Origin of the sequence: Bordetella genomosp. 11 (assembly GCF_002261215.1) — a bacterium.
In the GTDB taxonomy this organism is placed as follows: Bacteria; Pseudomonadota; Gammaproteobacteria; order Burkholderiales; family Burkholderiaceae_B; genus Bordetella_C.
On record NZ_NEVS01000004.1, the window covers coordinates 2,319,970 to 2,333,683 of the forward strand.

Genomic DNA, 13,714 nt, shown 5'->3' on the forward strand with positions numbered 1-13,714 from the left:
TCCAATGTCCTTATCCAATCGCCCCGAATTGCTCACCGTCCGCGACCTTATCCGCTATGGCGTTTCCCGTCTGAACGCGGGCCAGGTCAGTTTCGGCCACGGCAGCGACAATGCCTGGGACGAAGCCGTGTATCTGGTACTGCACACGCTGCACCTTCCCCTCGATACGTTGGATCCCTTCCTGGACGCGCACGTTCTGGCTGAAGAACGCGAACAGGTACTGGCGCTGCTGGACAAGCGCGTGCGCGAGCGCGTGCCGGCCCCTTACCTGACCAACGAAGCATGGCTGCGCGGGCGCCGCTTCTATGTCGACAACCGCGTCATCGTGCCCCGCTCGCCGATCGCCGAACTGCTGGATGACAGCCTCTCGCCCTGGGTGGCGGACCCCGAAACGGTCGAGTATGTCCTGGACATGTGCACCGGCTCGGGCTGCCTGGCGGTGCTGTCCGCACTGGCATTTCCCTTCGCGCACGTCGACGGCGTCGATATTTCAGCCAGCGCGCTGGAAGTCGCGATGCATAACGTGGGCGCCTACAACCTGCATGACCGTGTCTTCCTGCATTGCAGCGATCTGTTCCAGAAACTGGCGCCGCGCCAGTACGACGTGATCATTTGCAACCCACCCTACGTGAATGCGGACTCCATGCATGCCTTGCCGCAGGAGTACCGGCACGAGCCGCATCTGGCCCTGGCTGGCGGCGATGACGGCATGGACCTGGTCCGGCGCATCCTGACCGAGTCCCCTGCCTACCTGGCGCCCAAGGGGCTGCTGGTACTGGAAATCGGCCACGAGCGCGCGCATTTCGAAAGCGCATTTCCTCAGTTGGAACCCGTCTGGCTGGATTCGTCCGAGGCCTCGGACCAGATCATTCTGCTGACCCGCGAGCAACTGGCACCGTGATACGCGGATCTGGAATCACCCTGCGCCGCGGGACGAAGGTCCTGCTGGACGACGCCGACTTCGTCGTCAACCCGGGAGAACGCGTCGGCATCGTCGGCAAGAATGGCGCGGGAAAATCGTCCCTGTTCGCGTTGCTGACGGGCGCGCTCGACGTCGATGCCGGCAGCCTTACCCTGCCTCCCGATTGGCGCATCGCCAGCGTTCAACAGGAACTGCACGCCGACGACCGTCCCGCGCGCGAGTTCGTCATCGATGGCGATACGCCTCTGCGAGCGCTGCAGGCCCGGCGTGCCACGCTCGCCGATCACCAGGGTACCGAAATCGCCGAAACCGAAGCCGCGCTGATTGAAGCCGGCGCCTGGAGCGCGCCGTCGCGCGCCGAACAACTGCTTGCCGGGTTGGGCTTCAAGCCGGCGGAATGGACCCAGCCGGTTGCCAGCTTTTCCGGCGGCTGGCGCATGCGCCTGGCGCTGGCGCGCGCGCTGATGGCGCCGTCCGACCTGCTGCTGCTCGACGAGCCGACCAACCACCTGGATCTGGACGCCATGCTGTGGCTGGAAAAATGGCTGACGGCGTATCCCGGCACGGTATTGCTGATTTCCCACGACACGGAATTCCTGGATGCAGCGGCCAAGGCCATCCTGCATTTCGACCACGGCAAGCTCGTGCGCTACCGTGGCGGCTACCAGGATTTCCTCGAGCAACGTGCCGAGCGCTTGCGTCAAACCCGCATTGCCTGGGAAAAGCAAAGCCGGGAAACGGCCCGCTTGCAGGGATTCATCGACCGCTTCAAGGCCAAGGCATCCAAGGCCAAGCAGGCGCAAAGCCGGGTCAAGGCATTGGCGCGCATGCAGACGCTGGCACCGCTGCACGCCGAAGCCGGCATCGACATCCGCATTCCGTCACCGGACCATATGCCGGATCCGTTGCTGGTCCTGGAGAAGCTATCGGCGGGGTATACGGATGACAACGGCCGTCCGGTCGATATCCTGCGCGACGTGACGCTGATGGTGCGCGCGGGCAGCCGTGTGGGCATCCTGGGCGCCAACGGCGCGGGCAAGAGCACGCTGGTGAAGACCTTGGCCGAGACCCTGCCCGTGCGATCGGGCGAACGGCGGGCCTCGCGTGGCCTGTCGATCGGCTACTTCGCGCAGCACCAGCTGGATATGCTGGATCTGAACGCCACGCCGCTACTGCATTTGGCCCGCATCGCACCCAACGCGCGCGAACAGGAATTGCGCAACTACCTGGGCGGTTTCGGCTTCTCCGGGGACGCCGTGACGGGGCTGGTGGGTCCCATGTCCGGCGGCGAAAAGGCGCGTCTGGCGTTGTCGCTGATCGTCTGGCAGAAGCCCAACCTGCTTCTGCTCGACGAACCCAGCAACCACCTGGATGTGGAAACGCGCGAGGCGCTGGCCGCGGCGCTGGCGGAATTCGCCGGCAGTATGCTGCTGGTGTCCCACGACCGCCACCTGTTGCGCACCACGGTGGACAGCTTCTGGATCGTCGCCGATGGCACGGTACGTGAATTCGAAGGCGACCTGGAAGACTATCGGGATTGGCTGGCCGCGCGGGGCACGGAGGAAAAAGCCGAAGCCGCGCGTGCCAACGCGAGCGATACGCCGCCTCCCGCGGACCGCAAGCAGCAGCGCCGCCTGGAGGCCGAACAGCGGCAACGCGTGGCGGCGGCCCGCAAGCCGCTGGAGGCCAAGCTGGCCAAGGTGGACGCCGAAATGGAAACCGTGCGGACGCGCCTGGAATCCCTGGACGCATTGATTGCCGATGCCGACCTGTACTCGGACGCTCGCCGCGCGGAACGCCAGAAAGTCATGAGCGAACACGGCGAACTGGGCAAACGCATGGCGGCACTGGAAGAACAGTGGCTGGGTTTGCACGAAGCCATCGAGGCGGCGGAGAAAACCGCCTCGGTTTCCTCGCCTTCCTGAAAGCAAGCGGGCTTTCCCATGGACGCCCGCTTGTTTCCGGTATTGCACAGCCTGAGGCACGAAACGATCCGGCCGGGCGGCCCCGCGTCCCGTGTCGGCTCAGCCCGCGATGACGTCCAGCTTGGCGATACCCAACGCCAGAGTTTTGGCGCCGACATCCCGGAACTGGATCTGGGCCTGCGCATCCTGGCCGGTGCCGCTCAGGCCGATGATGGTGCCATCGCCGAAACGCGCATGCCGGACCCCCTGGCCAATGCGGTAATGCCGGTCGCCGACCGTCACACCCGAAGTCACCCCACGGGGCTGGCGCGGTGCGATGGCGCTTACGGGTTTGCGCCCGAATGCATCCCGGGGCGCCGCACTCCATGCCGATCCCCCGCCAAAATGGTCGTCCGCAGCGCCTGCGCGCGGCGTCAGCCACTTCAGATGCTGTTCCGGGATCTCTGCCAGGAAACGTGAACGCATGGCGTAGCGCGTCTGCCCATGCAGCATGCGGCTTTGGGCCAGGCTCAGGTACAGGCGTTCGCGCGCACGCGTGATCGCGACATACATCAGGCGCCGCTCTTCTTCCAGGCCCGCCTGTTCCAGCACGCTGTTTTCATGCGGGAACAAGCCTTCTTCCAGGCCGGTGATGAAGACCGCGTCGAACTCCAGCCCTTTGGCGGCGTGAACCGTCATCATCTGCACGGCGTCCTGCCCCGCCTGCGCCTGGTTATCGCCAGCTTCCAATGCCGCATGGGACAGGAAGGCGGCCAGCGGCGTCAGGTTGTCCGGGACGGGGTTGATGTTCGCCTCGAGCGCCGGATCCGCTATCGCATCGCGCTGGGCGGGCACGCCCGCGGGCAGGCCGTCGAAATTTTCCTCGGTCGAAAACACCGCAGCGGCCGTGACGAGTTCGTTCAAGTTCTCGATGCGCTCGGTGCCTTCCTTTTCGCCACGGTAATGTTCGATCAGCCCGCTGGCCTCGAGCACATGTTCGACCATCTCAGGCAGGGGCAGTTCACGGGTGTCATCGGCCATGCGGCCGATCAATGTCGCGAACTGCGCCAGATTGGATCCGCCCTTTCCCGCGACGCGGGCCACGGCGCCGTAGAGGCTGGTGTCATGGGCCCGAGCCGCGTCGGCAAGTTGTTCCAGGGTGCGTGCGCCTATGCCCCGCGCGGGGAAGTTGACGACGCGCATCCACGACGTATCGTCATGCGGATTGGAGATCAGCCGCAAGTACGCAAGGGCGTGCTTGATTTCCTGGCGTTCGAAAAAGCGCAGGCCGCCATAGACCTTATACGGTATGCCGGCCGAAAACAGGGCATGCTCCAGCACGCGCGATTGCGCGTTGCTGCGGTAGAGCACGGCGATCTCGCGGCGCGCCCGCCCCTCGTTGACGAGGGAGCGGATTTCGTCGACGACCCACTGCGCTTCCATGCCATCGGACGGTTGCTCGATGACCCGTACCGGCTCGCCTTCGCCCTGTTCGGTCCACAGATTCTTGCCCAGCCGGCCGCTGTTATGGTCGATCAGCGCGTTGGCGGAATCCAGGATATGGCCGTAGGAACGGTAGTTCTGCTCCAGCCTGATGACCGTGCCCTTCGCGTAGTCGCGTTCGAAGTCGGACATGTTGCCGACATTCGCGCCCCGAAACGCATAGATGGACTGGTCATCGTCTCCGACCGCGAAAATGTACGCGCCGCCGCCCGCCAGCAGCTTTAGCCATTTGTACTGCAGCGTATTCGTGTCCTGGAACTCGTCGACCAGGATGTGCCTGAACCGGCGCTGGTAATGTTCGCGTACCGGCGCATTGCGCGAGAGAAGCTCGTACGCGCGCAACAGCAATTCGGGAAAGTCGACTACCCCTTCCCGTTGGCACTGCGCTTCATACAGCTGATAGATTTCGATCAGGCGCCGTCGGTGGCTGTCCCAGGCTTCGAGGTCGCCCGGTCGCTCGCCCTCTTCCTTGGCGCCATTGATGAAGCGCTGGACATCGCGAGGCGGATACTTCTCGTCATCGATGCCGTTGGCCTTGAGCAGCCGCTTGATCGCCGCCAATTGATCCGCGGTATCGAGGATCTGGAAGGCTTGCGGCAGACCGGCATCGCGGTGGTGAGCCCGCAGCAGCCGGTTGCACAGGCCGTGGAAAGTGCCAATCCACAAGCCGCGCGTATCGATGGGGAGGATGGCCGAAATGCGTGCCAGCATTTCGCGCGCGGCCTTGTTGGTGAACGTGACCGCGAGCAGCGCATAGGGGCTGGCCAATCCATTCTGGATCAGCCATGCCATGCGGGTAGTGAGGACGCGCGTCTTGCCGCTGCCCGCCCCGGCCAAGACCAGGGCGTGCTGCGGTTCCAGCGTGACTGCGGCGCGTTGTTCCGGATTTAACTTGTCGATCATGCCGCGTAGCGGCGGAGTCGGTCGGCGAACTGCTCCAGCCCTTCAATGCCGCTCTGCTGGGCCCGTTGGCACCAGGCCTGCAGATGGCTCAGCAATTGTTCGCTGCTCGCGCTGGAGCTTTCCCACAGGCGTCCCAGCTCGCGCCGCATCTGTACCAGCGTCGACAAGGACTGGCTGCCGGCGATGGCCTGGTCCAACTGGGCGACCTGCTCCGGCTGCAAGGCGTCTTCCGAGCGATGAAGCCAGCGACGAACGCGGCGCAGGGTCGTCCAGCGGCATTCCGCGCCATCCGGGTTGCGGGAGGTCTTGAGCTTGGCCAGTTCCTGGCGGGCAGCGCTCTTGATGATGTCGCCGTAGCGCGCCATCACTTCGTAGCGGTGGGTAATCACGCCCTGCAGGGTGCTGAGGTCCACCATCGGTTTGTTGGATTCCAGCTTGAGCTTGGGCGCGACTTTCTTCACCTTGGCCAGGCCGACGAATTGCAGGATACGGATATAGCCCCAACCGATGTCGAACTCGTACCACTTGGCGGAGAACTTGGCCGAGGTACCGTAGGCGTGGTGGTTGTTGTGCAGCTCTTCCCCGCCGATGACGATGCCCCACGGGAACACATTGGTGCTGGTGTCGGGACTGGCGTAGTTGCGATAGCCCCAATAGTGGCCGATGCCATTGACGACGCCCGCCGCCCAGAACGGGATCCAGGCCATCTGCACCGCCCAGACCGTCACGCCGACGGCGCCGAACATGGCGATATCCAGGACGAGCATGATCATCACGCCCATCAGGCTGTGGCGCGCATAGACATTGCGCTCGAGCCAGTCATCCGGGGTGCCGTGGCCGAACTTCGCCATGGTCTCTGCGTTGGTGGCTTCTTCGCGATAGAGCTCGGCGCCGCGGAACAGTACTTTCCAGATGCCGAACAGCATGGGCGAGTGCGGATCGCCGTCGCGTTCACATTTCGCGTGGTGCTTGCGGTGTATGGCGACCCATTCCTTGGTGACCATGCCGGTGGTCATCCAGAGCCAGAAGCGGAAGAAGTGCATGACCGCCGGATGGAGGTCCAGACCGCGGTGCGCCTGACTGCGATGGAGGAACACCGTGACGCCGACGATGGTGACGTGCGTTGCAACCAAGGTGAAAATGACGATCTGCCACCAGGAAGCGTGCAAGAAACCGCCGGCGGCGAAGGAAAGGATGTGATCCATATAGGGCGTAGAGACCTCAGCTAAGAGCCAGCTTCGGAGTTTAGCCTACCTTGCGCCGTTATGACAGCACTCAACATTGACGCAACCCACTTGAAATTCCGGCAAAATTGTTGTTTTCCCCCACTACTGTGCTCATCTTGACCGCTTTTTCAACGCCCCGCCCGGCGCCGGACCCTTCCGGCGCCTTTCACGCCCCGCCCGGAGGCCGGGGCGACCTGCCCAGGCCGGCCCCCCGGGCGCGCGGGCGTTTCTTTTGCGCCACAGCCATCGCGCTCTTCCTTGCCCTCCCACCCGGCGGCGTCCGCGCAGCGGATGCGCCCGAGCGCCTGGCGTGGTCCGTGCCAGCCGGGAAAACCGTCGTGCTGGCCGAATACTACGAAATCCAGGAATCCGGCTGCCGCGCCATGCGCGCCCCGCCGGTCATTGTCAAGACGCGCCCGACGCTGGGCAAGCTGGTGGTGAATACGACCACAGGCCAAGCAAGCCGCTCGGCGAAGTGCCGCCACGTCCAGGTGCCGGTAACGCGCGTCCTGTACCACGCCGGCGACAGGCCGGGACAGGACGCTTTCGCCTGGGAAATTTTCTTCCAGGCACGGGACCTGGGCACGCGGGCGGTCCAGGGAAGCGCGACCGTCACGCCTGGCCGGCCGACGGATCGCTGACCGGCGCCTGCCCGGCCAGCGGTTGCGGGTCCGCCTCGGCCCGGTCGGCCGCGTCCGCTTCGGCGGGCGGCTCCAGGGCGACAGGTTCGCTCGTGACGGCAGCCTGCTCGGCCGCCGCGCCGCCCTTGCGCCGCTCGAACACGGCCGCGAAAAAGCCATCGGTGCCGTGCACGTCCGGCCGCAGTTGCATGTAAGGGCCTTGCAGGTTCAGCCCTTCGCAGCGCGCGCCGACGAGCGCGGCGGCGTCCAGGCGTTCGAACTCGGGGTGCGTGGCGAGGAAAATCTCGGCCTGGGCCTCGTTTTCCTCCACCAGCAGGCTGCAGGTGGCGTAGACCAGCCGCCCGCCCGGCGCGACACAGCGGGCCGCCGCGGACAAGATGCGGGTCTGCAGGACGCCCAGTTCCTGCAATGCCTCCGGGTGCTGGCGCCATTTCAGGTCAGGATTTCGCCGCAAGGTGCCGATGCCGCTGCAGGGCGCATCCACCAACACCCGCTGGGCCTTGCCGGCCAGGCGTTTGACCCGGGTGTCGTTTTCGCTGTCGATGACGACCGGCACCACATTGGAAAGGCCGCTGCGCGCGAAACGGGGTTTGGCGCGCGCCAGGCGCGCGGCCGACACATCGAAGGCGTACAGCCGGCCCGTCGACCGCATCAGCGCCCCGATCAGCAAAGTCTTGCCGCCGGCGCCGGCGCAGAAATCGATGATCATTTCGCCACGCCGTGGCGCGACCAGCAGGGCGAGAAGCTGGCTGCCCTCGTCCTGGACCTCGATTTCCCCGGCCTCGAACTGGGGCCACCGATTGACAGGCGGATGTCCGTCCAGGCGTATCCCCCACGGAGAGAAAGGCATGGGGCGCGGCTGGTAGCGCGCGGCCGGGCCGTTGCTCAGGCCTCGCAGGACGGTGTCCCGATCCGCCTTCAAGGGGTTGACGCGCAGATCGAGCGGCGCCGGGCGGTTCAGGGCATCGACCAGGGCGTCGGCGTTCTCGAAAGCCCCCAGGCGCTCATCGAGCCAGTCCGGCAGGCTGGCGCGCACGGCGCGCGGCAGCGTGGCCGGATCGATCCGCAGGATGTGGTCCAGCCAATCATTTTCCTGGGGCGTCAATGCGTCGCGCAGGGCTTCCCGCCCCTGGGTGGCGGCCAGGCCCTGGATGGCCAGCCGGCGCGCGGCGGCGCCGACGCCGGTTTCGGCGAAGCGCCGATAGCGCCGCAGATTGCGCAGGACGTCGTAGGCCGCCTCCGCCACTTGCGCGCGGTCGCGCCCGCCCAGCGCGGGATGCGCGCGCAGCCAATGCGTCAGGACACCGTCCGCGGGATGCGCCCATTGCAGCATCTCGCCCAGAACCTGCTGCACCTGGCCCAGCCGGATGGCAGCAAACGACGGGCGCGGACGATCCGCCTCGCCGGCGCGCGGCGCCATGGATCTTGCGCCGGCGCGATGCGGTTTCTTCATGTCTATTCCCTGACGGGCGTTCGCCCATCGATAAAAGATCGGTTTACGTTCCGGCGGTATCGCCGGCGGACCCTATGAACAGGCGCGACGGCTCGCCCTCTACCTGGACGCGATGGTCCGCCGTCAGGCTGACACGCCCCTCCACGAGCCAGCGCACCGCCGCGGGAAACATTTGGTGCTCCATGCCCAGGACGCGCTCGGCGAGGCTTTCCGGCGTATCGCCGCTTAGCACAGGCACGCAGGCCTGCGCGATGATGGGCCCATGATCGAGCAGGGGCGTGACGAAATGGACGGTGCAGCCATGCACCTGTACCCCCGTAGCCAATGCCTGGCCATGGGTGTGCAGGCCGGGAAACGCCGGCAGCAAGGACGGATGGATATTGACCAGGCGGCCCGCATAGCGGCTGACGAAGCCGGGCGTGAGCACGCGCATGAATCCCGCCAGGATCACGTAATCGGGCCGATGGCGGTCGATCTCCTCGGCCAGGGCGGCGTCGAACGCCTCGCGCCCGGGGAAATCGCGGTGATACACGGATGCAGCCGGGATGCCGGCTTCGCGGGCCCATTGCAGGCCAGCCGCATCGGGCCGGCTGGCGATGACCGCGGAAATATCGGCCGGCCAGTTCTCGCGGCGGCAGGCCTGGACCAGGGCCTGCATATTGCTGCCGCGGCCGGAAATCAGAATAACGAGCCGCCGACGACCCGAAGATAAAGCTGCCAAGGTGTATGTTCCAGAGGAAATAAAGAGCAAGCGCGGGCAAAATTGTAAACTCTCGTTCGTGAAACCCGCGCTGCACATCTTCCGCTCCCTTCCCCCGCCCGGCGCCCGCCGCCCCTGCGCCCTGACGATCGGCAACTTCGACGGGGTGCATCGGGGACACCAGGCCATGCTGGCGCGCGTGCGCGCCGCGGCCCGTGAACGCGGCCTGACGCCGGCCGTCATGACTTTCGAACCGCATCCGCGCGAATATTTCGCCGTGTTGAATCAACGCCCGGAACTCGCGCCGACGCGGATCACCGGCCTGCGGGACAAGCTGGACGCCCTGGCGCGATTCGGCATCGAACAGGTGGTCGTCGAGCGATTCAACGCCCGCCTGGCGGAAATGTCGCCCGAGACCTTCATCGATCGGTTGCTGGTGCGCGGCCTCGGCGCCCGCTGGATCCTCGTCGGCCCGGACTTCCGCTTTGGCCACAAGCGCAGCGGGGACATCGAGCTGCTGCGCGACGCCGGCAGGACCCACGGTTTCGACGTGGAAACGCTGGCCGATGTCACCGATGCGCATGGGCACCGCATTTCCAGCTCTGAGGTCCGCACCGCCCTGGCCGTGGGCGACCTGGCGCGCGCGCAGGATCTGCTGGGCCACCCCTATCACCTCAGCGGCCACGTCGTGCATGGCCGCAAGCTGGGCCGCACCCTTGGATTCCCCACCCTCAACGTACGGGTGACGCCGCGCTGCGCGGCCCGCTCGGGCATCTACGTGGTACGGGTGCACGGGCTGGGCGATACGCCCCTGCCCGCCGTTGCCAGCCTGGGCGTGCGCCCCACCGTGGAGGACGGCGGGCAGGTGCTGCTGGAAGCCCACGTACTGGACGCCGCCGCCCTGGATGCATACGGTAAACTCGTGCGGATCGAATTCCTGCAACAGCTGCGGGACGAAGAAAAGTTCCCGGATCTCCCTTCCCTGACAGCCGCCATCGCCGAAGACGCGCGAAACGCGCGCGCCTACTTTGCCGTTCATGGACTATAAAAAGACGCTCAACCTGCCCGACACCTCCTTTCCGATGCGGGGCGACCTTGCGAAGCGCGAGCCCGCATGGATTGCCGAATGGGAGGAAAACCACGTTTACCAGGCCATCCGTGCCGCCAGCAAAGGGCGGCCGCGCTTCGTCCTGCATGACGGGCCGCCCTACGCCAACGGCGACATCCACATCGGCCACGCGGTCAACAAGATCCTGAAGGACATCATCCTGAAGAGCCGGAACATGGCCGGCTACGACGCGCATTACGTGCCGGGCTGGGACTGCCACGGCATGCCGATCGAAATCCAGATCGAGAAAAAGTACGGCAAGAACCTTCCCGTCGCGGAGATGCAATCCAAGGCGCGCGCCTATGCGCACGAGCAGATCGAACGGCAGAAGAAGGACTTCAAGCGCCTGGGCGTACTGGGCCAGTGGGACCGGCCCTACATGACGATGGCCTTTCGCAACGAGGCCAACGAAATCCGCGCCTTGGCGCGCATCATGGATAAGGGCTATGTGTTCCGCGGTCTGAAGCCGGTGAACTGGTGCTTCGATTGCGGCTCGGCGCTGGCCGAGGCGGAAGTCGAATACGCCGACCGGGTGGACCCGGCGGTCGACGTAGCCTTCCCCTTCGCCGACAAGGCAGGGCTGGCGCGCGCATTCGGGTTGGCGTCCGTGGACGACGGCGCCATTGTCATCTGGACGACCACGCCCTGGACGATTCCTTCCAACCAGGCGCTGAACCTGCATCCCGAAATCGAGTACGCGCTGGTGCGGGTATCCCCCGCCCTGCCCACCGGTCCGCTGCTGCTGCTGGCGACTGAACGCGTGCAAACCTGTCTGGAGCACTGGGGGTTGCAAGGTGAAATCGTGGCCACCACGCGCGGCGAAGCGCTGGCCGGGCTGACGTTCCATCACCCGCTTGCACGGGTCGATGCCGGCTACAACCGCCTGTCACCCGTTTACCTGGGCGACTATGTCACCCTGGATACCGGCACGGGCGTGGTGCATTCGGCGCCCGCCTACGGCATCGAGGATTTCGTGTCGTGCAAGACGCACGGCCTGGCCGATGCGGACATGCTCAGTCCCGTGATGGGCGACGGTCGGTACGCCTCCACGCTGCCGCTATTCGGCGGCCTGAGCATCTGGGACGCCAACCCCAAGATCGTCGAAACCCTGCGCGAGGCCGGTACGCTGCTGCACAGCGAAAAGCATAAGCACAGCTACATGCACTGCTGGCGGCACAAGACACCGATCATCTATCGCGCCACCAATCAATGGTTCGCCGGCATGGATATCACGCCGCGCGAGGGCGGCCCCACCCTGCGCGAAGCCGCGCTGGCCGGTATCGAGGCGACGCGTTTCTATCCCGCCTGGGGCCGCGCGCGCCTGCACGCCATGATCGCCAACCGTCCCGACTGGACCTTGTCGCGCCAGCGCCAATGGGGCGTGCCCATGGCGTTCTTCGTGCACAAGGAAACCGGTACGCTGCATCCCCGCACCGTCGAACTGCTGGAGCAGATTGCGCAGCGCGTCGAACAGGGCGGCATCGAAACCTGGCAGTCGCTGGATCCGCGCGAATTGCTGGGCGACGAAGCCGACATGTACGAGAAAAGCCGCGACACGCTCGATGTGTGGTTCGACTCCGGCACCACGCACTTCACGGTACTGGGCGGCAAGGACGCGACGCAATCGGGTTCGCATGGCGAAGAACTGGCCTGGCCGGCCGACCTCTACCTCGAGGGCTCGGACCAGCATCGCGGCTGGTTCCACTCCTCTCTGCTGACGGGCTGCATGCTTTACGGCCGCCCTCCCTACAACGCGTTGCTCACGCACGGCTTCGTCGTCGACGGCCAGGGCCGGAAAATGAGCAAATCGGTGGGCAACGTCATCGCGCCGCAGAAGGTCTCGGACTCCCTCGGCGCGGAGATCCTGCGCCTTTGGGTGGCGTCCACGGACTACTCCGGGGAATTGTCCATCTCCGACGAGATCCTCAAGCGGGTGGTCGAAAGCTACCGCCGCATCCGCAATACCTTGCGATTCCTGCTGGCCAACCTGGCCGACTTCGACGCGGTATCGATGACGGTGCCCTATGCGCAGCGCCTCGAGATCGACCGCTATGCGCTCGCCATGACCGCGCAAATGCAGCAGGAAGTGCTGGGCCACTACGAAAAATACGACTTCCATCCCGCGATGTCGCGCCTGCAGACCTTCTGCTCCGAAGACCTGGGCGCGTTCTACCTGGATATCCTGAAGGATCGCCTGTACACGACCGGCGCCGCCAGCGTGGCGCGCCGATCCGCGCAAAGCACGCTGCTCGACATCACGCAGACGCTGGTCAAGCTGATGGCTCCCGTGCTGTCCTTCACCGCCGAAGAGGCATGGAAGGAATTGACCGGCACCGCGCTCAAGCATCAGGCCGACGTCGCGCGCGCCACGGTGTTCGCGGAAGTCTTCCAGGCCCTGCCGCCCCTGGCCGAGGGGGACCCGCTGCCCGCCAAATGGAGTCGCCTGCGGGCCATCCGCGCGGAGGTGATGCGCAAGCTCGAGGAAGTGCGCAGCGCCGGCGGCATCGGTTCGTCGCTGCAGGCCGAGATCGACATCACCGCATCCGGCGATGACCTCGATGCGCTACGCAGTCTGGGCGACGACCTGCGCTTCGTCCTGATCGTTTCCCGGGCGACGGTACATGCCGGCACCGGTGGCGAGCGGCAGATCGCGATCGCGCCCTCTTCGCACAAGAAATGCGAACGCTGCTGGCATTGGCGGGCCGACGTGGGTGTGGACCCGGACCATCCGGAAATCTGCGGTCGTTGTGTCAGCAACCTGTTCGGCACTGGCGAGGCGCGCGAGCATGCTTGAGGCAGGCGATCGGTTATCCGCCGCCGGCGCGGCGCCCGCGCCGCGCGGCCGCGGACTGGCGTTCTGGCTTTTGGTGGCCCTGGTCGTGATCGTTCTGGACCAGGCGGCCAAGCTGTACTTCAACGGCAGCTACACCTATGGCCAACGTGTCAATGTACTGCCCATATTCGATTTCACGCTGGTGTACAACCGTGGCGCGGCCTTCAGTTTCCTGGCCACGGAAGCGGGTTGGCAACGCTGGTTCTTCACCGCGCTGGGCGTCGTCGCCGCCATCGTCATCACGGTGATCCTCGGGCGCCAGGGACGCCGCGCGCATCCCCGATTCTCGCTGGCCCTGGCGATGATCATGGGAGGGGCGCTGGGCAACGTGATCGATCGGGTCGTCTACGGCCACGTGGTCGATTTCCTGCTTTTCTACTGGAAGGACTGGTACTACCCGGCGTTCAATGTGGCCGACGTCGCGATTACCTGCGGCGCCATCCTGCTGGTGCTGGACGAACTGCTGCGGATGCGCAAACCCGATCCGGGCCCTGTCAACAGGCCATGATCGGCGCATAATG

Annotated in this window: 10 protein-coding genes; 6 read left to right on the forward strand and 4 right to left on the reverse strand. The window is 65.6% G+C overall.

Annotation, left to right across the window (positions count from 1 at the left end):
• The first annotated feature begins 4 nt into the window (after nucleotides 1–4).
• Nucleotides 5–901 carry a 50S ribosomal protein L3 N(5)-glutamine methyltransferase gene (gene prmB, locus CAL28_RS18035; protein WP_094842651.1) on the forward strand — a complete coding sequence of 299 codons (897 nt, stop codon included), beginning with the start codon at nucleotides 5–7 and terminating at the stop codon, nucleotides 899–901.
• Nucleotides 898–2,847, forward strand: a complete 1,950-nt coding sequence (locus CAL28_RS18040; protein ID WP_094842652.1) for an ABC-F family ATP-binding cassette domain-containing protein — start codon at nucleotides 898–900, stop codon at nucleotides 2,845–2,847. The genes prmB and CAL28_RS18040 overlap by 4 nt, the downstream gene beginning before the upstream one ends.
• A 99-nt stretch (nucleotides 2,848–2,946) precedes the next feature.
• Here CAL28_RS18040 and CAL28_RS18045 read toward each other — a convergent pair whose 3' ends face one another.
• Both CAL28_RS18045 and CAL28_RS18050 read right to left on the reverse strand, forming a co-directional pair.
• The gene (locus CAL28_RS18045; protein WP_094842653.1) at nucleotides 2,947–5,232 is read right to left on the reverse strand and encodes a UvrD-helicase domain-containing protein; all 2,286 of its coding nucleotides are present in this window, start codon (nucleotides 5,230–5,232) and stop codon (nucleotides 2,947–2,949) included.
• Nucleotides 5,229–6,437: a DesA family fatty acid desaturase gene (locus tag CAL28_RS18050; RefSeq protein WP_094842654.1), complete on the reverse strand. Its 1,209-nt coding sequence runs from the start codon at nucleotides 6,435–6,437 to the stop codon at nucleotides 5,229–5,231. Before CAL28_RS18050 ends, CAL28_RS18045 begins: the two co-directional genes overlap by 4 nt.
• 338 nt (nucleotides 6,438–6,775) lie before the next feature.
• Here CAL28_RS18050 and CAL28_RS18055 point away from each other — a divergent pair, with 338 nt between their 5' ends.
• Nucleotides 6,776–7,099, forward strand: coding sequence for a hypothetical protein (locus tag CAL28_RS18055; RefSeq protein ID WP_141218211.1), 324 nt, complete (start codon nucleotides 6,776–6,778; stop codon nucleotides 7,097–7,099).
• On the opposite strand, the gene CAL28_RS18060 is transcribed toward CAL28_RS18055, so the two are convergent.
• Together CAL28_RS18060 and purN are read right to left on the reverse strand one after the other, a co-directional pair.
• Nucleotides 7,071–8,432 (reverse strand): RsmB/NOP family class I SAM-dependent RNA methyltransferase, encoded by a 1,362-nt coding sequence (locus CAL28_RS18060; protein ID WP_440588439.1) that lies wholly within the window; start codon nucleotides 8,430–8,432, stop codon nucleotides 7,071–7,073. The genes CAL28_RS18055 and CAL28_RS18060 overlap by 29 nt on opposite strands.
• 163 nt (nucleotides 8,433–8,595) lie before the next feature.
• Nucleotides 8,596–9,210 carry a phosphoribosylglycinamide formyltransferase gene (gene purN / locus CAL28_RS18065; protein ID WP_440588440.1) on the reverse strand — a complete coding sequence of 205 codons (615 nt, stop codon included), beginning with the start codon at nucleotides 9,208–9,210 and terminating at the stop codon, nucleotides 8,596–8,598.
• Between the two features lie 121 nt (nucleotides 9,211–9,331).
• Between purN and CAL28_RS18070 the strand changes: the two genes are divergently transcribed.
• From CAL28_RS18070 to lspA, 3 genes are read left to right on the forward strand one after another with little or no spacing between them, the layout of a single operon-like run.
• A complete protein-coding gene (locus CAL28_RS18070; protein WP_094842657.1) occupies nucleotides 9,332–10,300 on the forward strand; it encodes a bifunctional riboflavin kinase/FAD synthetase in 969 nt (322 codons plus the stop codon).
• Complete coding sequence (gene ileS / locus CAL28_RS18075; protein ID WP_094842658.1) at nucleotides 10,290–13,154, forward strand: isoleucine--tRNA ligase; 2,865 nt, start codon at nucleotides 10,290–10,292, stop codon at nucleotides 13,152–13,154. Before CAL28_RS18070 ends, ileS begins: the two co-directional genes overlap by 11 nt.
• Nucleotides 13,147–13,701 carry a signal peptidase II gene (gene lspA / locus CAL28_RS18080; protein WP_094842659.1) on the forward strand — a complete coding sequence of 185 codons (555 nt, stop codon included), beginning with the start codon at nucleotides 13,147–13,149 and terminating at the stop codon, nucleotides 13,699–13,701. The genes ileS and lspA overlap by 8 nt, the downstream gene beginning before the upstream one ends.
• Nucleotides 13,702–13,714: the final 13 nt, after the last annotated feature.